This window comes from Bacillus cereus group sp. Bce041 (assembly GCF_052646455.1).
This window is the reverse complement of the sequence record NZ_JBQXON010000002.1, coordinates 754,813-779,556: the sequence shown is the minus strand read 5'-3', so window position 1 is coordinate 779,556 and position 24,744 is coordinate 754,813. Positions and strand designations below refer to the sequence as shown.

Sequence of the window (24,744 nt, the reverse complement as noted above, 5' to 3'; positions counted from 1 at the left end):
TGAAGGCGTTTCGTTTATTATATAAAATACTTATTCGCCAATAAACATATATAAGTTATTTGGCTTTATAACAGCATCTCCTGCATAAATAACCCACTCTGTTAAGTTATCAAAATCTAAATGATAACTATTTCCTTCACTCATATCTTCTATGAAATATGGTTCATTAATGAGTATTCCTTGAATGAAATCTTCCGTAATGTTTTGCATTTCAAACCACATATGTTCACTTTTTCCTTCTTCGTAGGAGACACCAAACTTAGCAAGGAAACGAAAATCTTCATTTGATTGTTCAATGTGAAAAATGTTGCTGAAATACCCGAAAGTATTTTTCGCATTGTAAGCCATACGATCGGTTTCACTATTTGTTTTATAGAACATGAGCCCTGTAGCTTCCTCGTGTTCTTTGAAAAAACTTTCAATATATTCTTCTGAAGTATTAAATTTGAATAAGAGAACGGATGGAGATTGATGGTATTCATCTCGGGCATCCATTCCGCCTAAGAATGTATTTTGTGCATCTATTGGTTGTAGTTTCACTTCCTCATCTTCGATTGAAGATAATTGGTCCATACTCGTTTTATGCCCTATATAAGATAATCCTTTTTCCCACGGAACAGCGACTGTATGTATAGAACCTTGCTGACTATGCGCGATAACGATAGGCTCATTCATAGGGACTTGTCCATTCTCAACGGCATTATTAGCAAATGTTTGAAAGAGATCGCTAATGCCGTAGTAGGAAGAAATGCGATTTGGAATAATTAACTCTATTTCAGTTACGCCTGCTCTTAAAAGACCATGTGTATGAAACCAATATTGCGTAGGCTCACCGTCTTTATCGTCTTCATAAACGGAATGAATAACGTATAAGTCAGGAATGTCAGGTAATAATTCATTTTCAACGTGATATTCAATATAGCTTCTAGATATCACTTTCATTGCTGCACTTGAATCGATTACAAATAACAAATCTGGGGAGAGATTCCATAAGAACTGTAACTGCTGGAAAAAGCAGTCCAGTACATCGCCTACAAATAGCGTACGAGTGAAAATTTCAGTGCCGAAAGCTGCATCTTCAAAATTACGATCTACGATTGTAGCATCTTGTCTATTGTACATTTTATATCCTTCTGGATCGTTCGGTTCATCAATATGCAGTTCATACGGTATGACTGTTTCACCCATATGTAATTCAACAATAAGGCTTGTCTCATCACTATAAACAATTTTTAAATCATCAACTTTAGTAGCGATCGTTTCTAGTCGCTGTTTTAACTGCTCAATTGTAATTCTAGTTGGTATAACGGCAATCATATCTGAAAAATGACGTTCTAATGTTCCATTCATAGCTGCGCGGTATGTTTCTGTTTGCACTTCCATCCAATCACTCTTATTCAAATGAATCCATTTTACATGCCAATTAAATGTCGATATTTTCTGTTTTCTCTCTCTAACATTATAGAGTGTATTTGTAGAAGGTGTAAAATTATTATTTTGTATTATAGTTTGAAAGCTTGTAAATTAAATAAATCTTTTGTAAAATTTGTCGAAATATAGTTCTATATAACGAATCATTTGTTATGATAGAAATGCTGAGAAAATATGAAATAGAGAGAGGAAAATGGCTGTGAAGAAATTGTTAAGTGTCTTTTTATCATTCTTGCTATTGCTTTCATTTACTGGAACTTTAGCGCAAGCAGAAGAAACTGCTTCTATGTCAGTAGAAAAAGCAATTCAAGTATTTAAGCAGCAAGGGAAAACGAAGGGGATAGTAGAAGGATATATTGTTGGATATACGCAAAGTTCTTCTAAATATACGAAGGATCCAGCTAAGTTTGATGATACAAACGTAGCAATTGCAGATTCGCCAAACGAAACGAATCCAGACAAAATCATGCCCGTTCAGTTACCGAAAGGTGATGTGAGAACGGCAGTGAATGTAAAAGATCACCCTGAAAATATCGGGAAGAAAGTTAGTTTGACTGGGACCCTTGAATTATATTTTAGTAACCCAGGTCTAAAATCAGTAACAGCTTATAAGTTTCAAGGTGAAGGACAAAACCGTGTTAGCGATGTAGTAGCTTCACCGAACGGTGGAGAAGTTGCTAAAGGAACAGCGGTAACATTAACGACGAATACAGAAGGCGCAACAATCTACTATACGTTAGATGGCTCTAATCCTACTAATAAAAGCGTTCGTTATAATGGACAAATTATAGTGAATGAAAATAGTGTAGTGAAAGCAATCGCAGAAAAAGAAGGACTTACTCCTTCAGCAATTTCGACATTTTCATTTATTATCGTAAATAATGAACAGGTTCGTATTCATGACATTCAAGGGAAATCACATATGTCTCCTTACAACGGGAAGAAAGTAAACAATGTGGAAGGCGTTGTCACAGCGCTTGATAAAAACGGCTTTTATATAGAAGATAATCAGCCAGATAATGATCCAGCTACTTCAGAAGGTATGTACGTATATAAAAAAGATGTGAATGTAGCAGTAGGAGATCTTATTCAAGTTGATGGAGTAGTAGAAGAATATGTTGGACCAGGATATGCAGAGCGATTTGAAACAGACTTAACGACGACTGAAATTAAAGCGAGCCGCGTTGCTGTAATCGCAAAAGATCAATCTTTGCCAGCACCGATTGTACTTGGGGAAAACGGTGTGAAAATCCCGGACCAGATTATTGATAATGATGCATTTGGTTTATTTGATCCAAATGAAGATGCAATCGACTTCTATGAAAGTATAGAAGGTATGCGTGTTACGATGCCAACACCAAAAATTATTACACCTCAGAAAAACGGAAATTTATATGTAACAGTAAAAAATGGTGGAGATAAAATAGTAACACAATATGGCACACCTCTATTAGATGAAAATCAATTAAACCCAGAGCGCCTTTCTGTAAAAGTACCTCGCGATTATGTAGCAAAAGTAGGAGATACTTTTACTGGAGATATAACAGGGGTAGTAGGATATGATTACGGTTCTTTCCGTATTTCGCCAATAACAGAACTGCCAGCTGTAGTGGATGGTGGATTTAAGCAAGTAGGGGCAAATATTCAGCCACGTCTTGATAAGTTAACGGTTGCTACATATAACATTGAAAACTTCTCGGCGAATAAAAAAGAAACAACAGATGAAAAAGTAAAAGCGTTAGCGTATTCTATTAAATACAATTTAAAAATGCCAGATATTATCGGTGTAGAGGAAATGCAAGATAATAACGGATCAATTAATGACGGTACAACAGATGCGTCATTAAGCGCAAAACGTATCATTGATGCAGTTCTAGAAATTCGTGGACCGAAGTATGAGTATGTAGAAATCGCTCCAAACAATAATCAAGATGGAGGAGCACCAGGAGCGAATATTCGCGTCGGCTTCTTCTATAATCCATCACGCGTGAAATTAGCGACGGTACCGAAGTTACTTGATAAGAATGTTGTTCGTATTGGAGACGAAAATCCATTGTTTGAAAGTACACGTAAACCGCTAGCGGCAGAATTTACGTTCCAAGGACAAAACATTGTTGTCGTTGCAAATCACTTAAACTCAAAACTAGGAGATGCAACGCCATTTGGAAAAGTGCAGCCGCTCGTATTAAAGAGTGAAGACAAACGAATTCAGTTAGCACAAGAAGTAAATTATTTCGTGCAAGGAATTCAGAAAAAGAATACAAATGCACCAGTTGTTGTGTTAGGTGATATGAACGATTTCGAATTCTCTAAACCACTAAAAACACTAGAGGGAACAATCTTAAAAGATATGTTAAACACAGTGCCGAAAGAGAATCGTTACACGTACATTCACGAAGGAAATGCACAAGTGTTAGATCATATTTTAGTAACAAACAATATCGCACCACACACAATTGTAGACCCAGTACACTTAAACTCAAACATTATGAAAGAACACGGACGTGTAAGTGACCACGACCCAGTACTTGCTCAAATTGATTTGAAGAAGGCTTCTTAAAGTGGGGAACGCTTAGGTGACTAAGCGTTCTTTTTTTGCATCGTTATAGAATAGTATAAAGAGATGATTCCTTTTTTTGTAATCTAATGATAAAATTGATTGAATGTTTAGTTTTTAATAAGGGGGACAACAATGCAGTTACAAATAAATGGAAAGGTAATGAATCAGTTTGCAATTTTTTTTAGTACGATCATCATGCTTCAGTTTGTAGCTGATATAACAGGACTTACAAGCAATCTAGATATTACGTATAACTTAATACATACAGCAGCTTCTTATATAACATTTAGTTTGGCGGTTATTTTCACTTTAATAGGTGCAAGAAGAGAATTAAGTAAATATGCAATTGTTTCATTATGTTTAGTTGTAGGTATTAAAGCGATTTACTTTGTAGCGGTCGTTATTTTATGGGGGGTGGCAGGTACGCCATAAGTGAATAGTAAATAAACCCTAATTTCCAATATAGTAAGGAAATTAGGGTTTTATTATACTTGAAACGCTTTTCTACACCGCTCTCTTTTTTGCAGTCTTCTTTTATATTTTTTTCTATCCCGCTTTACTCCTTGTATATACATAAGTAAGCTAACGAAAAGGAAGAAAGCACATTGCGTCATTAAAATATATGGTGACATGCCTTGCAATGGTTGTTTCGGATCATATAAATGAAAAGGTGCTCCGCCTATTGAAGGAAGTATTGTATTTAGCAGGACGTAAGGAATGGAGGCGGCTGCAAATGGAAAGAGAATTGCCATATAGTCTTTTTGTGACCATACAGATGCAGCAAGTCCTAAAAGGGCCATTAAACCTGCAAATAAAAAATTAATTCCGATATATACAGCAATGTAAGTGAGAGGCGCATCAAAATATAGGTTTGCGAACATTCCATCAGCATTTATGATGCCTGAACCAACCGTAGGTGTTCCGTCTGGAATGGTTAATTTGCAAAATAATAACGATAAGATGAATGGAAGTGTATAAAGAAATCCTCCGCAAAAAAACGTAACGATATATTTCGCTACTGAATAAGGAAATATAGAAATCCCCTTACTCACAAACGGTTTAAAACCATCGGACTTATCCGAATTGTAACTTGTACTAAAGGGGAAACTCGCAATAACTGGCATTAATAATAAATAAACATCCATTTCATTGTCGCGAAATCCAATCCATTTTAAATCTGTTGATATAGGACCATTTGCTGCGTTTCCTAAATAACGAATTACATAATAATAGTGATAAATGCAAATAAGAACGAATCCACTAAGCATCATAATTAAAGAAATACGACTACAAAAAGCTTGCTTTATATTTAAACGAAGTGCACGCATCATGACTGAAAAAGCCTCCACTGTTTTGATAAACTTGTCTATTTTCTATATTACTATTAATTGTAAAGATTTTCTTGTTTTTTTATTTGATTATTTGAAAAAGAGGAATTTTGTTGTTGTGAAGTAAGGTTTAGCTGAAATTAATTTTTCTAAAATATGGTTGACAATTAAGTATTACATTTGTAATCTTAATTATAGATTACAAATGTAATACTTAGGAGTGAAACATACGATGACAAATCAATTACCTAAAATATCTGAAGCGGAATTAGAAATTATGAAAGTACTTTGGTCGAATTCTCCGCAAACAGCGAATGAAATTATAGAAGAACTGGAAGATGCAATGGACTGGAAACCGAAAACAATCCGCACATTAATTAATCGATTAGTGCAAAAGGAAGCCGTTTCTTACCATCAAGATAAAGGGCGTATGTACGCTTATTACCCGTTAGTATCACAAGATAATTATTTGCAAGTGGAAACGAAATCTTTACTAAAACGTTTTTGCGGTGCAGCGTTTAAGCCATTACTTGTTAATTTCTTAAAAGAGGAGAAATTATCTTCAGAAGATATTAATGAATTAAAACGCATTTTAGATGAGAAGACAGAGGAGAATAAGAGGAAGGATCGATAAAAATGATAAACACGCTTATAAATGTATACCTTCCTCATTTTTTTGATTGGCTTATAGAAACGTCACTTATGGCTAGCATATTAGTCGGATTTATTTTATGTATAAAAGTTCTATTTAGAAATAAATTAACCCCCCGGTGGCAATATATGCTGTGGATCGTATTAATGATAAGACTCCTTTTACCGTGGTCGCCAGATAGCTCTTATAGCATTTACTCATTACTTTCTTATAGTTCTAGCGTATCGGAAGTTATTCCAAAAAATATGCCGGCTACTGAGAATATAGTGAACATAGAAAGCGACCGAAAAGTGGAATTGGAATCAAATTCTAAAATGGTGACAAAAACTAGCGAACCGGAAGTAAAAGTCAGTTCGGAAAAACAGACTACATTTTCTTTATACAAACTTGCTTTGTATGTGTGGCTAGCTGGGGTAATCATATTAGCAGCCATCACGTTTCTTACAAATAGACGTTTATATTCTTACATAAAGAAACAACCGGATATTACGGACGAACAGGTCACTACAGTGTTTAATCGCTGTAAGCAGTCTATGAAAATGAAGAAGGCAGTTTCATTACGTCTTGCAGGAAAGATTGCAAGTCCAACGGTTTTTAGTTTCTTTCGCCCGAAAGTATTACTATCAAAAAAACATATGAAAGTATTAAATGAACAACAATTACAATATGTCTTTTACCATGAGTTAGCTCATATTAAGAGAAACGATGTAGCTGTAAATTGGATTATGTACAGTTTAATCATATTAAATTGGTTCAATCCAATTCTTTGGTACGCCTATTTTTGTATGCGAGAAGATCAAGAATTAGCCTGTGATGCATATGCACTTACTTTTATAGATAAAGAGGAACAAATTGCATACGGTCATACAATTATTACCCTTTTAGAACACTATTCCTATCAAGTACCAAGCCTAGCAAATTTAAGTAGAAATAAACGAACACTAAAAAGGAGAATCATTATGATTAAAAAATTCCAAAAGAAATCGTATCGTCTTTCTTTACTCGGAGTTATTGCTATAGCAGCTATAGCAGGCGGATTTTTATTAAATGCAAGGATAACTGAGGGAGATGAAAGACAGAAAGAAAAAGTTGTAGAAAAAAAGCAATCTAAAGCGGCATTTGAAAAAGCGATAGAAACAGTATTAGGTACACCGGAGAATGCAAGTAGAGAATGGGGGATGTCAATAACGTCATATAAAAAGAATACAGATTTTTTGTATTTGGCAGAAAAGAATTTTACAAAAGAAGAATTTGAGCAGTATGTTCGATTATTTAAGGAAGCGCAAGAAATTCATAAAAAAGCAATGGTTAAGAAAAATGTGCCTGAGAATTATGATGGAGATACAAAGGAATATAAACCTGAACGCTTGAAGAAAGCTGATCAAGAAAGACTAGCTACTATTGAGAAGACATTAAAACCGCTTGGAGATAAGCTGGAGAAGTCTTTAACATATACTATAGAAGAAGCAAAAGAACATGTACCGTATCAAATTAAGGAGCCAACTTATATACCTGAAGGTTATGAATTAAAGAGAGAATGGGCTGATTCATATTTTGGAAGAGATATAGAATTAGTTATTAAATCAGAATATACAAAAGGGAAATATGGTTTTACAATTTACCAGTCAAGGATGTATATGGATGGTAATGTTAATGGTGGTAAGGATCCACTACACTACATGATGCCTGGGGTAGAGAATCTAGAAAGTTATAGTTTAGATGGGAAAGGAATGGTATATAATAAATCTTCTCATGGAGAGGGGAAGTTAAGGGGCCTTAAAATGTTTGTACCAGCACAAGGTAAGAATAGTGATTATCAAATTGTCATAGTAAATGATATTTTTACAAGAGATACAAAGATATACGAAGAGATAATTGATGATGATCTAACTAAGAAAGAGATGGAGAAAATATTACTTTCTATGTCAAAATAAAAGGCAGTGTTCTTAAACCGTTGGTTTTAAGAACACTGTCTATTTTATTAAATTTCTAGTGGGATCTAGTCAGCAATTATTTACGAATATATTCTAGCTTTCCATACAAGTATACTTTTTGATAAACTATGGAAAGTATGATATACACTGACTGGAATTTTTTTATACTGGAAATAATAAAAAGAGAACTTGTATAGAATGTAAGCGTGTGGTAATATCAAAGATGTACTGATTGACTATATTATCCAATTGGTCATTTTTGGAGGTGATGATGTGGCAATAGATCGAAAACGTTCTATTATTGAGGCTGCAACAAAGTCTTTTTCAGCGTTCGGCTATAAAGCAACAACGATGGATCAAGTAGCGAAGTTAGCGAATGTAGGGAAAGGAACGATTTATACTTTTTTCAAAAATAAAGAAGAGTTATTTGGTGAAATTATTTCTAATTTAATTACAGAAATGAAGCAAGTTGCAGAAAGTGCAATTCGTTCAGATGTTTCATTTTTTGAAAATGTACATAGAGCATTATATAGCATCTTGGAATTTAGAAAAGAACATCAGCTCATGATTAAATTAATTCAAGAAGAGCGCGATATGGGAACGAAAGAAGTACAAGAAGTGATGCAACAAGTTGATGTGGAAATCGTTTCTGTTATTCAATCGTATTTAAAAATTGCGATTGAAAAAGGTGAAATTAGCAAATGTGATCCAGAAATTACAGCATTTATTATGCTTCGTCTATATGTATCGCTTATTTTTGATTGGGAAAAAAATCACGAACCGCTAGAAAAAGAAAAAATTGCAGAGTTATTTGAACTTTATTTACTAAAAGGATTGTCAAACTAAGATAATCCTTTTAATTTTATAAAAAATGACCAAATGAACAATGCGGTCATATATTTAGGTTAAGGGGGGATATAGAAAAATTATAATCATAATAAGAAAAAGTTGCATAGTAATAAATTCAGGGATAAGGCATATGTATGAACAAGTATAGCCTTTTTGTTTGGGTAAAAATGACTATATGAACATTTTGGTCATTTTATAAAAGGGGGAGAAATTATGAAAGGGAATCAGTTACTTCGGAAAGAGTTCACGGAAATTATAAAAAGTAAAAAAATATTAATTCCAATTATTGCGGTCTTATTCGTACCAATTTTATATGCAGGGATGTTTTTGTGGGCTTTTTGGGATCCGTATAAACAGTTAGATGACTTACCAGTTGCAGTAGTCAATTTAGATAAAGGCGCAGTATTTGATGGGAAACCAATTGAGGTCGGAAAAGGGCTCGTTGATAATTTAAAAGATAATAAAAGTTTTAAATGGGAGTTCGTAAGTGAAAAAGAAGCAAAGAAAGGAATGGAAGGTAGAAAGTATTACATGTTAGTGCGCATTCCAGATGACTTCTCAAGTAACGCTACAACGTTACTAAAAGACAATCCAAAGCCATTAAACTTAGAGTACATTCCAAACGAAAGTTTAAACTTCTTATCTTCACAAATTGGAGGAACAGCCATTGAAAAGATTAAAACTGAAGTATCAAGCACGTTAACGAAAACATATGCAGAGAAAATGTTCGATTCTATTAAAGACGTCTCAAAAGGATTAGCAGATGGAGCGGAAGGGGCAAGTAAACTACACGACGGATCAAGTGAATTGCATGATGGTTCAAGTAAAGTGACGGATGGCCTTCATACACTTCAAGGGAAATCTGGGGAGATGAAGGATGGAGTTGGGAAACTATTTGATGGATCTGGGAAAGTGACAGCAGGTTTAAATACGTTAAATAGCAAAACCGGTGAAATGCAAATAGGTATCGGGAAATTAGTAGATGGATCAGGAAAAGTAACAGATGGTTTACATGTATTAAATAGCAATGCAGGTATCGGAAAATTAGTAGATGGGTCAGGAAAAGTAACAGCAGGTTTAAATACATTAAATAGCAAAACGGGTGAATTGCGTGATGGATCTGAGAAAGTGACCGGTGGCTTGAACAAATTAGTAAGTAAATCCGGTGATTTAAAAACAGGAACAACTGATCTATCAAATGGTATGGGAAAACTTGTTGAAGGGCGAAGTCAATTAGAAAAAGGGTCTCAAGAAATTCAAAAGGGATTGCAAGATTTAAATAGTAACGTACAAAAGTCTGCTGCAGGCTTAGAGGAAATGCAGTCGAAAGTTCCTTCTATATTGAATACAGTAAATGAAAAAATAGATGGAGCTGGGGCGAATATAAATCAGTTAAATGAACTTACGCAATCAACAGTAGGAGATGCTAAAACTGCAGCACAAGATGTAGCGAATTTACAAAAGCAAATTGAAAGTTTACCAAAAGAATATCAAGAGCAGTTACAACCGTTCATAACAAGTGCTGTAAAAAGTACAGCGACAGTTCAGCAAAAGGCTGCCGGAGTAGCAGGTGGAACAAATAAACTAAATGAAGAAGTAAAACAATTAAAGGGCGAAATACATCAAACAACAAATGGATTGCAAAATAAATTACCAAATCCAGCAGGGATGAAAGCTCTGGCAGATGGTGTTGAGAAACTAACGAACGCACAAAATGAATTTGTTAGTAAGTTTCATGGATTTGGTGAGGGATTAGATAATGCAAAAATAGGTGCTGATAAATTAAAAGATGGATCAGTTCAATTAATTGATGGAGTAACGCAATTACAAAGCGGCTCTGGAAAAGTAACAGATGGATTAGGTCAATTATCTGCAGGAGTAAATCAATTAGCAGATGGCTCAAGCCAAGTAACAGGTGGTTTAGGAACATTATCTGCAGGAGTAAATCAATTAACGGATGGTTCAAGCCAAGTAACAGGTGGTTTAGGTACATTATCTGTAGGAGCAAATCAAATGGCAGGTGGAGTAAATCAATTAGCAGATGGCTCCGGTCAAGTAACAACAGGCTTAGGCACATTATCAACTGGCTCAACCCAGCTAATCGATGGCGTTAATAAACTAGCAGACGGATCAGGAAAAGTAACGGATGGTCTCGTAAAAGTAAACGACGGTTCAGGTGAACTTGCTGAGAAACTTGGCGAAGGGGCAGTGAAAACTGGTGAAGTAAAAGGGACGGATAAAACGTATGATATGTTTGCAAGTCCTGTAAAAGTGAAGACGGAGAAAATGGCGGAAGTTCCAAACTACGGAACTGGATTTACGCCGTATTTCCTATCACTCGGTTTATTTGTTGGGGCATTACTATTATCAATTGTATATCCATTACGCGATACAGTCGGTGTTCCAAAATCAGGGTTTAGTTGGTTTATTAGTAAGTTCGGCGTACTACTATCAGTTGGTATTATTCAAGCGATAGTAGCAGATGTTATATTACTGTTCGGATTAGGTGTAGAAGTACAAAGTATTCCGTACTTCATACTCTTTAGCATCGTTACAAGCTTAGCGTTTATCGCATTAATTCAATGTTTAGTAACAGCATTCGGTGATACAGGCCGTTTTATCGCCATCATCACATTAATTATGCAGCTTACAACAAGTGCCGGAACATTCCCACTAGAATTGATTCCGAAGTTTTTACAACCATTCAATGCTTGGTTACCGATGACATACTCTGTATCAGGATTGAAAGCAGTCGTATCGAGTGGAGACTTTGACTTCATGTGGCAAAACATAGGAATGCTCATGATCTTTATCGTTGTATTATCACTTGGAACAATCGCTTCCTTAACTTTGATGCACAAACGACAATTTAAAAATGTTGCTGAAAATCAATCGGTTGAAGCGTAGATAAAAGCACCTTTTTGGTGCTTTTTTATTTTAATAGAGGGCATCTTTTCCTTAGTTCATCTATAAATCTTTCTAAAAGCTATAGAAACGAAAGAAAAGGAATTACAACAATTTACAGAGAAACATAGGGTAGAGGAGTTGATATGATGAAAGGCAATCTTACTTATTATTTTATCGTAAATCCGTTAATAATCTTTCTTGTTTATGCCCTTTCACCTATATTGTTTGATAAAGAAGTATATACAAGTGTGAAAGATGCATTTGGAATACTCACGTTCTATTATGTGTTAATGGGTGGATATTACTTTATTGATATTTTAAGTGAAAAGATAAAGAAAAAAAGTGATGGAGGATAAAAAATGACTGAAAGTGAAATGAAATTCCGTGATACGACCATTCGTAACTTTTTCGATAAAGAGGATCGTTTAAAATCGATTCCAGGTCAAAAGAAGAAGAAACTAGTATTGTTAGAGCATTTAATTAGCAAGTTAGATGCTGGAAATCAATATACAGAAAAAGAAATTAATACATTTATAAAACAATATCATGATGATTTTTGTACAATTAGACGTGAATTTATTGTACATAGGTTTATGGATAGAGAGGATAATATGTACCGTATAAACGGGAGAGAAGTTTGGACGAAGTGGGAGGAGTTAAAATAATGAATCAGCGAGGGAATCCCCGCTGATTATAAGCCTGTGCTAGTCTTGCTGTTTCTTTGTAGTAAGTCTATGAACGCTTCAACATTCGAACTTGTAATGTATCCAAGCGTTATATATTCATCTTCATAGTAAAATATTATTTTTTTGTCAAAGATTCTTCTCTTCGTTTCTATGGATAGAATTTTTTCATAATCAAATTCGGCAATAAATGTGTTTTTATATTGGCTAAAAAAGAGAAGTCTTTTATTAGTAGCAAGTAACATGCCAGGATACGGGACTTTATGCGTAATCATATAGCCAGTAAGTGAACATTTTAAAGTAGATAAAATCTTTTCTTCTTTATGTAATAGTTGTTTTGCAGCTGTTAAGATTGGATTCATTGCATACATTCCTTTTATTTTGATGTATGAATATTGTATCAAGAGTAAAAAGATTCTCAATATGCAATATTGCATATTGGACGTTTTATAGTTTTAATATTATTTTTTAAAAGAAAAAGTACGAGGTGATTCAATGATACGATTAGCAAAAGAGGCTGATGCAGAAGCAATAATGAACATTAGAAAAGAAATTATATTATCGGAAAATACTACAAAGTTTTTCATAGTATCTCCAAAGAAATTACCGAATGATATTGATGCAGAAAGAGAAAAGATACGGAAAAGTAATGAGAAAGGTAATCTTTATATCGTGTATGAAGTAGATTATAAGGTGGTAGGCTTTTTACTTTTCAACCGATATGAACTAGAACGGTTACAACACGCAGGCACAATGGGAATGGGGATTAAAGAGGCGTATTGTAATCAAGGCATCGGCACGAAATTAATTGAATTTCTTATTAGTTGGGCTAAAGGGCAGAAAGGTTTAGAGAAAATTTGCTTAGGTGTAGTTTCTGTTAATGATCGGGCAATTAAAGTGTACAAACGTATGGGTTTTGTAGAAGAAGGAAGACAACGAAAGCAAATTAAATATGAAGATGGATCATATGGAGATGATGTATTGATGGGCTTTTATATTAAATAAAGAATATATGGTATTAAGAAAAGGAATGTACATAACGTAAATTTCTAAAAGCAGTATATTGCCCTGCATTAACAGACTTTTACCTATGTATAATATTAATATAGTAAAATCATAACAACCGATATTGCAGTTTCCAATAATATACTATATAATCAATTTAAGAAAACGTTTTCATGCAAAGGGGGAGAATTTCGTGTCGACTATAGAGGACGTGGCGAAATTAGCAGGGTTATCAAGGACAACGGTTTCTAGGGTGATTAATAATCATCCATATGTTTCAGATGAGAAGAAAAAAAGGGTTCAATTAGCAATGAAGCATTTAGGCTTCGTTCCTAATTCTGCGGCGAGAAGGCTTCGTAAACAAAAAACGGAAACAATTGCGGTGCTAGTTCCAAGGATTACAAATCCTTTCTTCAGTAGATTTATTGAAGCAATCGAGATTGCTGCTTCTGAACATAAATATAAACTGATTATTTGTCAAACAAGATATTTACCGGAAAAAGAGATGGAGTATTTACAATTATTATCTACGAAACAAGTAGATGGGATTATTCTATGTTCACTAGAAAATCCGTGGGAAGATGTAGAGCCATACTTACAGCACGGTCCAATCGTGTTGTGTAATGAATATATTGAGGAAGCAAATATTCCAACAGTGAAGTTTGATCATGCGCAAGGAGCATACATAGCTGCGAAGCATGTGTTAGATCAAGGATATCGTAATCTTATTTTTTGCCGTGGTAACGAAACCAAAGTCGTTAGCCAGCAGCGAAAAATGGGCTTTTTACGTGCAATAACTGAGAAGAGCCGCCAAGTAGAAGCGATTGACTTTCTTGAAAACGCTTTCTCTTGGGAAGATGGAAAACGAATATTCCATGAAGTATTAAAGGACAAAAAAAATCCTACCGCGATTTTGGCAGGAGGCGATGAGGTAGCAGCTGGAATTATCTCAGAGGCGAAACGCCATAACTGGAGCATTCCAGATGATCTCGCTGTTATCGGTTTTGATAATCAAATATTATCGCAGATTACAGAACCAGGTATTACGACAATTGAACAGCCAATTGATGAAATGGCCCGAAAAGTTGTCGACCTGATGATGGATAAAATCCATACGAAAAATTATCGAAAAAAAGAATTGTATGAGTTTGAACTGGAGCTCTTGGTGAAAGGTTCAACGATGAAGGATAAGATGTTATTAGCCTAGTAGACTATGTCTGCTAGGTTTTTTTATGTTCAAAAACTACTATTCTTCGTGAACGCAATCATCACATTTGTTATGGTATGCTTCGTGTTGCTCATCAATTTCTTTCCCGCAGTGCGCACAAGTTTTCGTCGGTAAATTTCTGAAAAACTCCATTGGTTGATCGATCATGTCAATTCCTCCATTTCCATTTCTTACTATCATTGTATTAGTACAAAAAATAAAAGTCAATAACTGTTTTATAACAAAATTGAAAAATAATGAAAAAGTTTAGGAAATGGATTATAGTTAACAATGTAGGATGTAAGTAAAACATGCATTCCTACTCGGTTTTAGAAAGGATGGATACATATGAAAATGACTGTTGTCGGCTTTTGGGGCGGCTTTCCAGAAGCGGGAGAAGCAACGTCGGGGTATTTGTTTGAACACGATGGTTTTCGTTTACTTGTAGACTGTGGTAGTGGTGTACTAGCACAGCTTCAAAAATATATAACACCATCTCATATAGATGCAGTTGTACTGTCACACTATCATCATGATCATGTTGCAGACATTGGGGTATTGCAATATGCGAGATTAATTACGAGCGGGACGAAGGGGCAACTACCGGAATTACCAATATACGGTCATACGTTTGATGAGAATGGATTCAACTCTTTAACGCATGAACCACATACGAAAGGAATCGCGTACAATCCAGAAGAAACACTTCAAGTTGGACCATTCTCGATTTCGTTCTTAAAAACTGTTCATCCTGTTACATGCTTTGCGATGCGTATTACAGCTGGAGATGATGCTGTAGTATACAGCGCTGATTCAAGTTATATTCCTGAATTCATTCCATTCACGAAAGATGCTGATCTTTTCATTTGTGAGTGTAATATGTATGCACATCAAGAGGCTGCAAAAGCAGGGCATATGAATAGTACAGAAGTAGCAAGTATTGCAAAAGATGCGAATGTAAAAGAACTTTTATTAACGCACTTACCGCATACAGGCAACCCAGCTGATTTAGTAACAGAAGCAAAACAAATTCTCAGTGGCCATATTACGCTAGCGCATAGTGGCTACGTATGGAACTCATGAGGTGATACGATGTTATTTATTGATAATAAAGGAATTACAGACCCTAGAATAAACTTAGCAATTGAAGAATATTGTGTGAAGAATTTAGATATTAACGAAACATATTTACTGTTTTACATTAATGAGCCTTCGATAATCATTGGTAAAAACCAAAACACAGTAGAAGAAATTAATGCAGATTACGTAAAAGAAAAAGGTATTCATGTCGTTCGTCGTCTATCAGGTGGAGGTGCAGTATATCATGATTTAGGAAACTTAAACTTCAGTTTTATTACGAAAGATGATGGAGACAGTTTCAGCAACTTCAAAAAATTCACAGAGCCTGTAACGAAAGCGCTTAGTAAATTAGGCGTAAATGCAGAACTAAGTGGTCGTAACGACATTTTAGCTGAAGGTAGAAAAATTTCGGGTAATGCGCAGTTCTCAACGAAAGGTCGTATGTTCAGTCACGGTACGTTACTATTTGACTCTGAAATCGATCACGTCGTATCAGCGTTAAAAGTAAAAATGGATAAAATCCAATCAAAAGGTATTAAATCAATCCGTAGCCGCGTTGCGAACATTACAGAGTTCCTAAACGAAGAAATGACGACAGAAGAGTTTAGACAACTTCTTCTAGAAACAATTTTCGAAGGAGAAACAGAAATCCCAACGTATGAATTAACAGAAGAGGATTGGAAAGAGATCCATAAACTTTCTGAAGAACGTTACCAAAATTGGGATTGGAACTACGGAAAATCACCGAAGTTCAACTTACAACATTCACACCGCTTCCCAGTTGGACAAGTTGACGTTCGTCTTGAAGTGAAAAAAGGAACAGTAACAGAATGCAAAATTTACGGCGACTTCTTCGGTTCACTAGATGTTCATGATATTGAAGAGCGTCTAACAGGCGTTCAATTCGATAAAGATGCATTCACTGTAGCTTTAGAAGGCGTAGATATCGCACGTTACTTCGGTAACATTACAACAGAAGATTTCTTACATTTATTCTTCTAAAAATAAGGGAGGTTGCGATAATGGGCAGCCTCTTTCTTTTTGCGTAGATTGTCAGGTTTTGTCGGTAAGTCGATATAACTGGAAAATCGCTGATATAAATGGAGTTGCGCTGATATATTTGAAAAATCGCCGATATAAATCGAGCTGCGCTGATATAACTGAAAAATCTCTCATATAATTTCATTTACCACAAAACATAAAATCACAGGACATTCGCCCCTCGTAAAGGAATATATATATACAAAAGGAGGCGAATCGAAATGAAAAGGGTAATGTACGTTGTATTATTACTCAGCTTCGTCGTCGGAATGACAGCGTGTAGCAGTGGATCGCCCTCAAGTCGTATAATTTTGTCTATCGGAAAACCAGCGGAGGATAATGTTATATATTTTACGCATACAGATAACAAACGAAAGATACATGATATACAAGACATGTTTCAAAATAAGAAGTGGAAAAGAAATGAAACATTCAGCACTGTTAATAAAACACCAGATGTCGTCTTATCAATAGATGAAGACAATATAGGGTTACCGGCATTATATGTGACGGTGTATTTTCATGAAGATGGGGCGGACGCAATTAACTTGTTTGGAGAGCATACGACGTTAAATAAAGAGGAACTTACTAAACTTAGAGAAAAGATGAACGCATATTATCCTAAAATGATTTTTGGTCTAGTGTTATAAATTACTTGTAAATAAAATCCCCTTATTTTTCCAAAGTAAACTAAGAGAAGGTGATCTGTCTATATGCAGTTAATAGAATATCACTTGCCACTTTAATTTTCTTTTAATATAATTAATTTAGAATTTTTAAATATTCTAAATTTTATAAAGGTGGGGTTTTTGTGAATCTCGTTCAATCTTTGGCTGAAACGGCAAAAAAGAAGGGGGAAAAACCGGCTTATATATTTATGGATCAGTCGGTCTCATATGACCAATTAAACAAAATGGTCACAAGGTTTTCTAGCAATTTAGCAGAAATGGGCATTGGAAAAGGGGACAATGTCGCATTAGTTGTTGGGAACTCACCACATTATTTGGTCGGTTTATACGGAACAATGAAAGCCGGAGCAACTGTTATTCCAGTTAATCCAATTTATACAGCAGACGAAATGCATTATATTTTACAAAATGGAGATGTAAAAACAATCATCGTACTCGACGTCCTTCTACCTGTTATACAATCTCTTACAACAAGACTTCCTTCATTAGAAAACATCATCATATGTGAAACCTCATCAGATTTTAACCATACAGAAACCGAAAAAATGAAAACGTTTACTAGTTTTGTGGGGACTGGAGATACAACTTACGAAGGTCCTGAACTAGATGAAGAAGATGTAGCGGTTATTCTATACACATCGGGCACAACTGGAAAACCGAAAGGCGCTATGTTAACACATAAAAATTTATATAGTAATGCGAACGATGTGGCGTCGTATTTACAATATACGGCTGATGACCGCGTTGTTGCGGCACTGCCTATGTTCCATGTATTCTGTTTAACAGTTGCGGTAAATGCACCGATTGTGAACGGGGCAACGATTTTAATGTTACCGAAATTTAGTCCGAAAGAAGTATTCCGTATTTGTCGCACGTACGAACCAACGATCTTTGCTGGCGTACCGACGATGTACAATTATTTATATTTATTTGAAGAAGCAAGCGCAGAAGATGTGAAGACGCTTCGCCTTTGTATTTCCGGTGGTGCATCGATGCCTGTTGCTCTTCTGCAAAACTTTGAAAAACGTTTTAACGTTATTGTTTCAGAAGGATACGGTTTATCAGAAGCATCACCAGTTACTTGTTTCAATCCGCTAGATCGTCCTCGGAAACCAGGATCAATTGGCACAAATATTTGGCATGTAGAAAATAAAATTGTAAATGAACTTGGGGAAGAAGTACCTGTCGGCGCAGTCGGTGAATTAATTGTTCGCGGACCTAACGTTATGAAAGGATACTATAATGCACCAGAAGATACAGCTGCGACATTGAAAGACGGCTGGCTATATACAGGTGACTTGGCGAAAATGGATGAAGAAGGTTACTTCTATATCGTGGATCGTAAAAAAGATATCGTCTTAGTTGGCGGTTATAACGTATACCCTCGTGAAGTAGAAGAAGTATTATATACGCACGAATCAGTAGCGGAAGTTGTCGTAATCGGTGTTCCTGATGAAAACTTAGGAGAAGCTGTGCGAGCGTACGTCGTTTTGAAGCAAGCAAACGTAACAGAAGAAGAACTAATGCATTACTGTACGTTACATTTAGCGAAATATAAAGTGCCGAAAAGCATTGAGTTTTTAATAGAATTACCGAAGAATACGACTGGTAAGTTGTTAAGAAGAGCATTGAGAGAGAAAGCGATGCAAGTGTAAAAATGAGGCAACCATCTTTGAAGGTGGTTGCCTCATTTTTTATGTATTGATTAAGCTGTGGTGCCATATATTTAAAGCTTCATATGACCAACAAGGAGGAGATATACATAGAACAGAAGGGATTAACGCTTACGGCGAGTGCAATATCTTATTTGTGAAATTATGGATGAACTCTGAAAATGATAAGAACGGTAATTTTAATCAAAATGGAGTAATGAACCGTGAATCAATGGCTACGTTGTTAGTAAATACATATAAATTAGAATGGAATGAAAATAGTAAGTTACCAAAAGAATTTGCTGATTTGAAAAATCATTGGGCTCGAAGTATGCCAATATTTTAGTTTAGCAAGAAAATTCAAATTCCAAGTTGACACATATGAATTACAGAATTAAAATGAAAAGAAATCGAATACAATACATTAGAAGCTAATCAGATAAACTGAAGGCGCACAATGTTCACATTTGTGAATATATTGTGTGCCTTTTTCTATTGTATAACTAAGGGGGCTTAACGATGAAAAAGTGGGGTAAGACAGCGTTTATGAAAAGTACAGGTGTTTTATTATCAGCAGTTGTACTTTTATCAGGGTGTGGTTCGGCAACATCCACTAGTAATTCTGAAGGAAGTGGAGATAAAAAAACAGTTGAGCTTTTAAATGTTTCTTATGATCCAACGAGGGAGTTATATCAAGATTTCAATAAAGATTTTGCGAAGTATTGGAAAGAGAAGCATGGGCAAACAGTAAATGTAAAACAATCACACGGGGGATCTGGAAGTCAAGCGCGCTCTGTTATTGATGGCCTAGAAGCAGACGTTGTTACACTAGCACTTGCTTATGATATTGATGCGATTAGTAAGAAAAAACAATTAGCAGAAGATTGGCAGAAGCGACTTGCGAATAATTCCACTCCATACACGTCAACAATTGTATTTCTTGTTCGAAAAGGAAACCCGAAAGGTATTAAAGACTGGGATGATTTAACGAAAAAAGGTGTGTCTGTCATTACACCAAACCCAAAAACATCAGGCGGGGCACGTTGGAACTATTTAGCGGCGTGGGGATACGCACTGAAAAAATATAATAATAGTGAAGATAAGGCGAAAGAGTTTGTTAGCCAAATTTATAAAAACGTAGAAGTATTAGATTCAGGAGCGCGCGGAGCAACGACAACATTTGTTGAAAAAGGAATTGGTGACGTATTAATCGCATGGGAAAATGAAGCGTTATTATCCCAAAAAGAGCTTGGAAAAGATAAATTTGAAATTGTAACCCCTTCTATTAGTGTACTTGCAGAACCACCAGTAGCGGTTGTAGATAAAGTCGTTGATAAAAAAGGAACGAAAAAAGTAGCAGAAGGGTATCTTGAATATTTGTACTCAGAAAAAGGACAGGAAATTGCGGCAAAAAACTTTTATCGTCCACGTAATGAAAAAGTAGCAGAAAAATATGCATCTCAATTTCCGAAAGTTCAATTATTTACAGTAGATGAACTATTTGGTGGCTGGAAAAAAGCACAAGAAAAACACTTTAATGACGGCGGCGTATTCGATAAAATTTATCAAAAATAATGCGTACTGCTAAAGGGGGATGAGGTGAAAGAGGATGAGGAAGAAGCGTGTTTTACCAGGGTTTGGATTATCGCTTGGATTTACAATGTTGTACATGAGCTTATTCGTACTTATACCACTTTCTATCGTATTTATTCAAACTTCACAGTTAGGTTGGAAGAAGTTCGCTGGGGTTATAACGAACGAGCGTGTGTTGCATTCCTATCAAGTTAGTTTTACAACTTCATTTGCAGCTGCTATTGTAAATGCCATTTTCGGTTTATTAATAGCTTGGGTGCTCGTACGCTACAAGTTTCCAGGGAAACGACTATTAGATGGACTCATTGATTTACCGTTTGCACTTCCGACAGCTGTAGCTGGTATTACACTTACAACGCTTTATGCGGAAAATGGATGGATTGGGAAAATATTTAGTCTGTTTCATATAAAAGTAGCTTTTACACCACTCGGAATTATCGTTGCGCTTACTTTTATCGGTTTACCATTTGTCGTTCGAATGGTGCAACCAGTGCTGCAAAATATTGATAAAGAAGTAGAAGAGGCGGCTTCGAGTTTAGGTGCATCCCGCTTGCAAATATTTGTGAAAATCATTTTACCAGAAATCTTTCCCGCTCTTCTTGCCGGTTTTTCACTCGCATTTGCAAGAGCATTAGGAGAATACGGATCTGTCGTTTTCATCGCAGGTAATATGCCGATGAAAACAGAAATTGCACCACTGATGATTATGACGAAACTAGAACAATATGATTACGCGGGGGCAACAGCTGTAGCGACCGTGATGCTTATTATTTCCCTCCTTTTCCTTCTTCTTATTAATATGATTCAAAGCTGGAGTAGAAGGCATGAACTAAAAAGTGAATAGGAGGAGAGAAAATGGAACCAACATTATTAGAAAAGAAAATAGTAAAAAGCGTATCAGCTAAAAAAGAATCTAAGCTTGTACCAGGCATATTAATTACGATTACAGTTTTATTTTTATCTCTCTTTCTATTACTGCCACTCATAACTATTTTTCTAAAAGCCTTTGAAAGAGGGATGGATGTATACATTGCCGCTATTACAGATCAAGAAGCATTTTCAGCAATTAGGTTAACGCTTCTCGTTACGTTAATCGTTGTACCGCTGAATACGGTATTCGGAATCGCAGCGGCATGGCTTATTACAAAGTTTCAGTTTAAAGGAAAACAAGTATTACTCTCTCTTATTGAACTGCCGTTTGCTGTGTCACCAGTTATCGCAGGATTAGTATTCGTCTTACTTTTCACACCGAGGGGTGCTCTTGGCGAATGGTTACTTGAACATGGAGTGAAACTCATTTTCTCTGTACCAGGCATTATTATCGCAACAATCTTTGTAACCTTCCCGTTCGTTGCACGTGAATTAATTCCGGTTATGCAGGCGCAAGGGAAAAGTGAAGAAGAGGCAGCTTTATCACTTGGCGCAAGTGGCTGGAAAATGTTTTGGCGCGTTACGCTTCCAAATATAAAATGGGGTCTTTTATACGGCATGATTCTATGTAATGCCCGTGCTATCGGTGAGTTTGGAGCCGTTTCTGTCGTATCAGGTCACGTGCGTGGCATTACGAACACGATGCCGCTCCATATTGAAATTTTGTACAATGAATATCAATTTTCAGCAGCATTTGCAGTAGCGACGTTAATGTCATTAATTGCAGTGTTTACACTCGTTATAAAAAACTGGATTGAATGGCGAATGGAAAAACGACAATAAGGGGGATTACGGTGAGTATTCAAATTCAAGGTGTATCAAAGCAATATGGTACATTTCAAGCACTAACAGACATTCATTTGGATATTCCAAAAGGTGAACTTGTTGCCTTATTAGGCCCGTCAGGTTCTGGGAAAACGACGTTATTACGCATTATTGCAGGATTAGAAGAAGCGGATGGAGGCTCTGTTTCATTTGATGGAGAAGATTTAACAGACATTCACGTGAAAAACAGGCAAGTCGGTTTCGTCTTTCAGCACTATGCGCTCTTTAAGCATATGAATGTATTTGAGAATGTCGCTTTCGGTTTAAAAGTAAGAAAGAAAAGCTTAAGACCGTCAGCAGAAGCGATAGAAGAAAAGGTAACAGAATTATTAAAGCTCGTAAAAATGGATGGCTTTGCTAAACGTTATCCAGTGCAATTATCTGGTGGACAACGTCAACGTATTGCACTAGCCCGGGCACTTGCAGTCGAACCGAAAATTTTATTACTTGATGAACCGTTCGGTGCACTCGATGCAAAGGTGAGAAAAGAATTACGAAGATGGCTCCGAAAATTACATGACGAATTTCAAATTACGAGCGTATTCGTAACGCATGACCAAGAAGAAGCGTTAGACGTTGCAGACCGTATTGTTGTAATGAATGAAGGTCGCATTGAACAAATGGGAACACCGGAAGAAGTATATGAAAACCCAGCAAGCCCGTTCGTTTACGATTTTTTAGGAAATGTAAATTTATTTCACGGCCGCGTTCATAAAGGAAAGCTAAATGTAGGATCGGTCGAACTAGAAGCACCAGAGCATAAGCACGTTTCCAACGTAGACGGAATAGCCTACGTAAGGCCGCATGACTTATCAATCTCTCGTACGAAAAAAAGCATAGATGCAATCCCGGCAAAAGTATCTTATTCTCACGCAGTCGGACCTGTCGTATATGTAGAATTAAAACGAGACGGAACAGATGAATATTTAGAAGCAGAAATTACGAAAGAACAGTTCAAACAGCTGAACATTCAAGCGGGTGATTTCGTATACGTACAGCCGAAAGAAGTGAAAGTGTTTATTCCGGAGGATTTTGTAATTTAAATAAAAACCGAACCACCATCTAAATGGAGGTTCGGTTTTCTTTATTTTTTCTCTACTAATTTCTTATTCTTCCAATCTAGTGTGAACAATTTATTAAATGTTTTTTGATCAACGTCTTTTACGTTGTTTCCAACCCAGTTTGCAGTTCCGAATGTGTAGCCTGGACGAAGTTGGTAATCGTCGGCGTGTTTTGTATAAGCGACTTGTAAGTTAGATTGATCTGTATTTTTTTCAGAGATAACAACAGCGATCATACCAGGAGAGAAACCGCTATTTGTTAGCGCTGGAAGTTGATCCATCGGTATTAAATTACCTTTTGCATCAGATTCATATAGGTATGTGCGAGAGTACATGAAAAGTTGGTTTCCATATAAAGAATGATAGGAGTCACGTGTGTAAATACCCCAGTTTTGATTGTTATATCCGTTAAAGAATACGTTCCACTTTACGTTTTTGTTTGTTTGGTCAATTAAATTTGTTTTATAACTAGTTTGTTTATAGCTTACAGAGTCAGACCAAGTGACTTGACCAGTTGCACCAGCTTCACCGCTAGGGCCATTAGGCGTTACAGAAGCTTTAACAGAGCCACCAAGTTGATAAGATACGCTAGATGTTACAGTCGTTTCTTCTACAGCATTTGTAGGTGCTACGTTAAAGAAACGAGCGCTGTTATCTTGAAGGTTAAATGCAACATCATATTGTGAAGGATAACGTAATGTTGCACTAGCGCCAGGGATTGGGTAGTTATCAATAGGTGCATCACTTATAGTAGGATTTGCTTTTAGAAAACTACCAGTTGTATTAATAACGGCAATCTGTTTATCAGCGCTTGGGTCATCGATAAAAGTTACCTTTAAAGACATTGTCATATTATCAGCTTGATCATTATTAAATGTATTATAGCTCGTATGTGTTTTTGCGTTTTGTCCGATATCTGTTACAACTTGCGATGTTGTTTGAGCATAAGCAGCAGGTGTTGAAAGAGTTACAGCGCTACTAGCAAAAACAGCGGATAATGCTAAACATTTTAAGTATGTTTTAGAACGTTTCATACAATCACTTCCTTTTATCTTTGTCGATATATGTCGTATTACATTTATATCGTAACATGAAAATAAAACGGAATGGATGGTTATGCATAATTGCATAGATGAGTTTTGAAGGATAAAGATAATAGAATTTCATCCAACACTTAAGACTCAAAAATGTCCATTACAGCCGTTCTTAAAAATTTTAAGACAATATGTTTATCAATGTTCTTATTCTGAAGATTGAAGTGCTTAATATTTACGTTATAAGTGCATAACAAGTTATAATAAAAGAAATCAATAAGGA

24 protein-coding genes and 1 pseudogene are annotated in these 24,744 nt (G+C 35.8%); 19 read left to right on the top strand and 6 right to left on the bottom strand.

What is annotated here, in order from left to right; all coding sequences use genetic code 11:
* Nucleotides 1-30: 30 nt before the first annotated feature.
* Entirely contained in the window at nucleotides 31-1,383 is a 1,353-nt protein-coding gene (locus tag ACUN13_RS10010) for a DUF4026 domain-containing protein (RefSeq protein ID WP_097796474.1), read from the bottom strand.
* 241 nt (nucleotides 1,384-1,624) lie between these two features.
* On the opposite strand from ACUN13_RS10010, the gene ACUN13_RS10005 reads away from it, so the two are divergent.
* Nucleotides 1,625-3,991, top strand: coding sequence for a DUF6359 domain-containing protein (locus ACUN13_RS10005; protein WP_098218413.1), 2,367 nt, complete (start codon nucleotides 1,625-1,627; stop codon nucleotides 3,989-3,991).
* Between the two features lie 132 nt (nucleotides 3,992-4,123).
* A complete protein-coding gene (locus ACUN13_RS10000; RefSeq protein ID WP_001176845.1) occupies nucleotides 4,124-4,423 on the top strand; it encodes a hypothetical protein in 300 nt (99 codons plus the stop codon).
* Nucleotides 4,424-4,476: 53 nt separating this feature from the next.
* Here ACUN13_RS10000 and ACUN13_RS09995 read toward each other — a convergent pair whose 3' ends face one another.
* On the bottom strand, nucleotides 4,477-5,322 hold the full coding sequence (locus ACUN13_RS09995) for a hypothetical protein (RefSeq protein WP_000984174.1): 846 nt from the start codon (nucleotides 5,320-5,322) through the stop codon (nucleotides 4,477-4,479).
* Nucleotides 5,323-5,551: 229 nt separating this feature from the next.
* On the opposite strand from ACUN13_RS09995, the gene ACUN13_RS09990 reads away from it, so the two are divergent.
* The 6 genes from ACUN13_RS09990 to ACUN13_RS09965 all read left to right on the top strand — a co-directional run bounded on the left by ACUN13_RS09990 (nucleotide 5,552) and on the right by ACUN13_RS09965 (nucleotide 12,326).
* Nucleotides 5,552-5,953: a BlaI/MecI/CopY family transcriptional regulator gene (locus ACUN13_RS09990; protein WP_000184503.1), complete on the top strand. Its 402-nt coding sequence runs from the start codon at nucleotides 5,552-5,554 to the stop codon at nucleotides 5,951-5,953.
* Nucleotides 5,954-5,955: 2 nt separating this feature from the next.
* Nucleotides 5,956-7,905: a M56 family metallopeptidase gene (locus ACUN13_RS09985; RefSeq protein ID WP_098434710.1), complete on the top strand. Its 1,950-nt coding sequence runs from the start codon at nucleotides 5,956-5,958 to the stop codon at nucleotides 7,903-7,905.
* Nucleotides 7,906-8,178: 273 nt separating this feature from the next.
* Nucleotides 8,179-8,751, top strand: coding sequence for a TetR/AcrR family transcriptional regulator (locus ACUN13_RS09980; RefSeq protein ID WP_000963381.1), 573 nt, complete (start codon nucleotides 8,179-8,181; stop codon nucleotides 8,749-8,751).
* Between the two features lie 216 nt (nucleotides 8,752-8,967).
* Entirely contained in the window at nucleotides 8,968-11,661 is a 2,694-nt protein-coding gene (locus ACUN13_RS09975; RefSeq protein ID WP_257115913.1) for a YhgE/Pip domain-containing protein, read from the top strand.
* 143 nt (nucleotides 11,662-11,804) lie between these two features.
* Nucleotides 11,805-12,017: a hypothetical protein gene (locus ACUN13_RS09970; protein ID WP_033667903.1), complete on the top strand. Its 213-nt coding sequence runs from the start codon at nucleotides 11,805-11,807 to the stop codon at nucleotides 12,015-12,017.
* Between the two features lie 3 nt (nucleotides 12,018-12,020).
* Nucleotides 12,021-12,326, top strand: coding sequence for a DUF2087 domain-containing protein (locus tag ACUN13_RS09965; RefSeq protein ID WP_000140286.1), 306 nt, complete (start codon nucleotides 12,021-12,023; stop codon nucleotides 12,324-12,326).
* A 26-nt stretch (nucleotides 12,327-12,352) separates the two neighbouring features.
* On the opposite strand, the gene ACUN13_RS09960 is transcribed toward ACUN13_RS09965, so the two are convergent.
* Entirely contained in the window at nucleotides 12,353-12,706 is a 354-nt protein-coding gene (locus ACUN13_RS09960) for a PH domain-containing protein (RefSeq protein WP_001068217.1), read from the bottom strand.
* Nucleotides 12,707-12,839: 133 nt separating this feature from the next.
* Between ACUN13_RS09960 and ACUN13_RS09955 the strand changes: the two genes are divergently transcribed.
* Together ACUN13_RS09955 and ACUN13_RS09950 are read left to right on the top strand one after the other, a co-directional pair.
* The gene (locus tag ACUN13_RS09955) at nucleotides 12,840-13,349 is read left to right on the top strand and encodes a GNAT family N-acetyltransferase (protein WP_000620018.1); all 510 of its coding nucleotides are present in this window, start codon (nucleotides 12,840-12,842) and stop codon (nucleotides 13,347-13,349) included.
* A 193-nt stretch (nucleotides 13,350-13,542) separates the two neighbouring features.
* Nucleotides 13,543-14,556, top strand: a complete 1,014-nt coding sequence (locus ACUN13_RS09950) for a LacI family DNA-binding transcriptional regulator (RefSeq protein WP_000103715.1) — start codon at nucleotides 13,543-13,545, stop codon at nucleotides 14,554-14,556.
* A 39-nt stretch (nucleotides 14,557-14,595) separates the two neighbouring features.
* Here the strand turns inward: ACUN13_RS09950 and yhfH are convergent, their stop codons facing one another.
* Complete coding sequence (gene yhfH / locus ACUN13_RS09945) at nucleotides 14,596-14,724, bottom strand: protein YhfH (RefSeq protein WP_000567010.1); 129 nt, start codon at nucleotides 14,722-14,724, stop codon at nucleotides 14,596-14,598.
* Nucleotides 14,725-14,904: 180 nt separating this feature from the next.
* On the opposite strand from yhfH, the gene ACUN13_RS09940 reads away from it, so the two are divergent.
* The 9 genes from ACUN13_RS09940 (at nucleotide 14,905) to ACUN13_RS09900 (ending at nucleotide 23,409) form a co-directional block, all read left to right on the top strand.
* Nucleotides 14,905-15,639, top strand: coding sequence for an MBL fold metallo-hydrolase (locus ACUN13_RS09940; protein ID WP_257115914.1), 735 nt, complete (start codon nucleotides 14,905-14,907; stop codon nucleotides 15,637-15,639).
* A gap of 9 nt (nucleotides 15,640-15,648) precedes the next feature.
* Nucleotides 15,649-16,638: a lipoate--protein ligase gene (locus ACUN13_RS09935; protein WP_000897281.1), complete on the top strand. Its 990-nt coding sequence runs from the start codon at nucleotides 15,649-15,651 to the stop codon at nucleotides 16,636-16,638.
* A 260-nt stretch (nucleotides 16,639-16,898) separates the two neighbouring features.
* Nucleotides 16,899-17,327, top strand: coding sequence for a hypothetical protein (locus ACUN13_RS09930; RefSeq protein WP_098283249.1), 429 nt, complete (start codon nucleotides 16,899-16,901; stop codon nucleotides 17,325-17,327).
* A gap of 161 nt (nucleotides 17,328-17,488) precedes the next feature.
* Nucleotides 17,489-19,021 carry a fatty acid--CoA ligase family protein gene (locus ACUN13_RS09925; RefSeq protein WP_001055203.1) on the top strand — a complete coding sequence of 511 codons (1,533 nt, stop codon included), beginning with the start codon at nucleotides 17,489-17,491 and terminating at the stop codon, nucleotides 19,019-19,021.
* 166 nt (nucleotides 19,022-19,187) lie between these two features.
* Nucleotides 19,188-19,364 carry a hypothetical protein gene (locus ACUN13_RS09920; protein ID WP_044796109.1) on the top strand — a complete coding sequence of 59 codons (177 nt, stop codon included), beginning with the start codon at nucleotides 19,188-19,190 and terminating at the stop codon, nucleotides 19,362-19,364.
* A gap of 173 nt (nucleotides 19,365-19,537) precedes the next feature.
* Nucleotides 19,538-20,593, top strand: coding sequence for a sulfate ABC transporter substrate-binding protein (locus tag ACUN13_RS09915; RefSeq protein WP_000758702.1), 1,056 nt, complete (start codon nucleotides 19,538-19,540; stop codon nucleotides 20,591-20,593).
* A gap of 34 nt (nucleotides 20,594-20,627) precedes the next feature.
* On the top strand, nucleotides 20,628-21,455 hold the full coding sequence (gene cysT / locus ACUN13_RS09910) for a sulfate ABC transporter permease subunit CysT (protein WP_001227879.1): 828 nt from the start codon (nucleotides 20,628-20,630) through the stop codon (nucleotides 21,453-21,455).
* Nucleotides 21,456-21,466: 11 nt separating this feature from the next.
* On the top strand, nucleotides 21,467-22,324 hold the full coding sequence (cysW, locus tag ACUN13_RS09905; protein WP_000433829.1) for a sulfate ABC transporter permease subunit CysW: 858 nt from the start codon (nucleotides 21,467-21,469) through the stop codon (nucleotides 22,322-22,324).
* Between the two features lie 11 nt (nucleotides 22,325-22,335).
* Entirely contained in the window at nucleotides 22,336-23,409 is a 1,074-nt protein-coding gene (locus ACUN13_RS09900; protein ID WP_257115915.1) for a sulfate/molybdate ABC transporter ATP-binding protein, read from the top strand.
* Between the two features lie 41 nt (nucleotides 23,410-23,450).
* Here ACUN13_RS09900 and cytK2 read toward each other — a convergent pair whose 3' ends face one another.
* Both cytK2 and ACUN13_RS09890 read right to left on the bottom strand, forming a co-directional pair.
* A complete protein-coding gene (gene cytK2, locus ACUN13_RS09895) occupies nucleotides 23,451-24,461 on the bottom strand; it encodes a beta-channel forming cytolysin CytK2 (protein ID WP_000830629.1) in 1,011 nt (336 codons plus the stop codon).
* Nucleotides 24,462-24,604: 143 nt separating this feature from the next.
* A pseudogene (locus tag ACUN13_RS09890) lies at nucleotides 24,605-24,718 on the bottom strand (TetR family transcriptional regulator); the annotation flags it as partial.
* Nucleotides 24,719-24,744 lie beyond the last annotated feature (26 nt).

What these genes read in the sequence shown, in the direction of transcription:
- ACUN13_RS09995 (WP_000984174.1), bottom strand. Translation starts at nt 5,322, where the DNA reads ATGATGCGTGCACTTCGTTTAAATATAAAGCAAGCTTTTTGTAGTCGT.
- yhfH (WP_000567010.1), bottom strand. Translation starts at nt 14,724, where the DNA reads ATGATCGATCAACCAATGGAGTTTTTCAGAAATTTACCGACGAAAACT.
- ACUN13_RS09960 (WP_001068217.1), bottom strand. Translation starts at nt 12,706, where the DNA reads ATGAATCCAATCTTAACAGCTGCAAAACAACTATTACATAAAGAAGAA.
- ACUN13_RS09990 (WP_000184503.1), top strand. Translation starts at nt 5,552, where the DNA reads ATGACAAATCAATTACCTAAAATATCTGAAGCGGAATTAGAAATTATG.
- ACUN13_RS09985 (WP_098434710.1), top strand. Translation starts at nt 5,956, where the DNA reads ATGATAAACACGCTTATAAATGTATACCTTCCTCATTTTTTTGATTGG.
- cysW (WP_000433829.1), top strand. Translation starts at nt 21,467, where the DNA reads ATGGAACCAACATTATTAGAAAAGAAAATAGTAAAAAGCGTATCAGCT.
- ACUN13_RS09915 (WP_000758702.1), top strand. Translation starts at nt 19,538, where the DNA reads ATGAAAAAGTGGGGTAAGACAGCGTTTATGAAAAGTACAGGTGTTTTA.
- ACUN13_RS09930 (WP_098283249.1), top strand. Translation starts at nt 16,899, where the DNA reads ATGAAAAGGGTAATGTACGTTGTATTATTACTCAGCTTCGTCGTCGGA.
- ACUN13_RS09940 (WP_257115914.1), top strand. Translation starts at nt 14,905, where the DNA reads ATGAAAATGACTGTTGTCGGCTTTTGGGGCGGCTTTCCAGAAGCGGGA.
- ACUN13_RS10000 (WP_001176845.1), top strand. Translation starts at nt 4,124, where the DNA reads ATGCAGTTACAAATAAATGGAAAGGTAATGAATCAGTTTGCAATTTTT.
- ACUN13_RS09970 (WP_033667903.1), top strand. Translation starts at nt 11,805, where the DNA reads ATGATGAAAGGCAATCTTACTTATTATTTTATCGTAAATCCGTTAATA.
- ACUN13_RS09965 (WP_000140286.1), top strand. Translation starts at nt 12,021, where the DNA reads ATGACTGAAAGTGAAATGAAATTCCGTGATACGACCATTCGTAACTTT.
- ACUN13_RS09975 (WP_257115913.1), top strand. Translation starts at nt 8,968, where the DNA reads ATGAAAGGGAATCAGTTACTTCGGAAAGAGTTCACGGAAATTATAAAA.
- ACUN13_RS09935 (WP_000897281.1), top strand. Translation starts at nt 15,649, where the DNA reads ATGTTATTTATTGATAATAAAGGAATTACAGACCCTAGAATAAACTTA.
- ACUN13_RS09955 (WP_000620018.1), top strand. Translation starts at nt 12,840, where the DNA reads ATGATACGATTAGCAAAAGAGGCTGATGCAGAAGCAATAATGAACATT.
- cytK2 (WP_000830629.1), bottom strand. Translation starts at nt 24,461, where the DNA reads ATGAAACGTTCTAAAACATACTTAAAATGTTTAGCATTATCCGCTGTT.
- ACUN13_RS10010 (WP_097796474.1), bottom strand. Translation starts at nt 1,383, where the DNA reads ATGGAAGTGCAAACAGAAACATACCGCGCAGCTATGAATGGAACATTA.
- ACUN13_RS10005 (WP_098218413.1), top strand. Translation starts at nt 1,625, where the DNA reads ATGGCTGTGAAGAAATTGTTAAGTGTCTTTTTATCATTCTTGCTATTG.
- ACUN13_RS09920 (WP_044796109.1), top strand. Translation starts at nt 19,188, where the DNA reads ATGAACTCTGAAAATGATAAGAACGGTAATTTTAATCAAAATGGAGTA.
- cysT (WP_001227879.1), top strand. Translation starts at nt 20,628, where the DNA reads ATGAGGAAGAAGCGTGTTTTACCAGGGTTTGGATTATCGCTTGGATTT.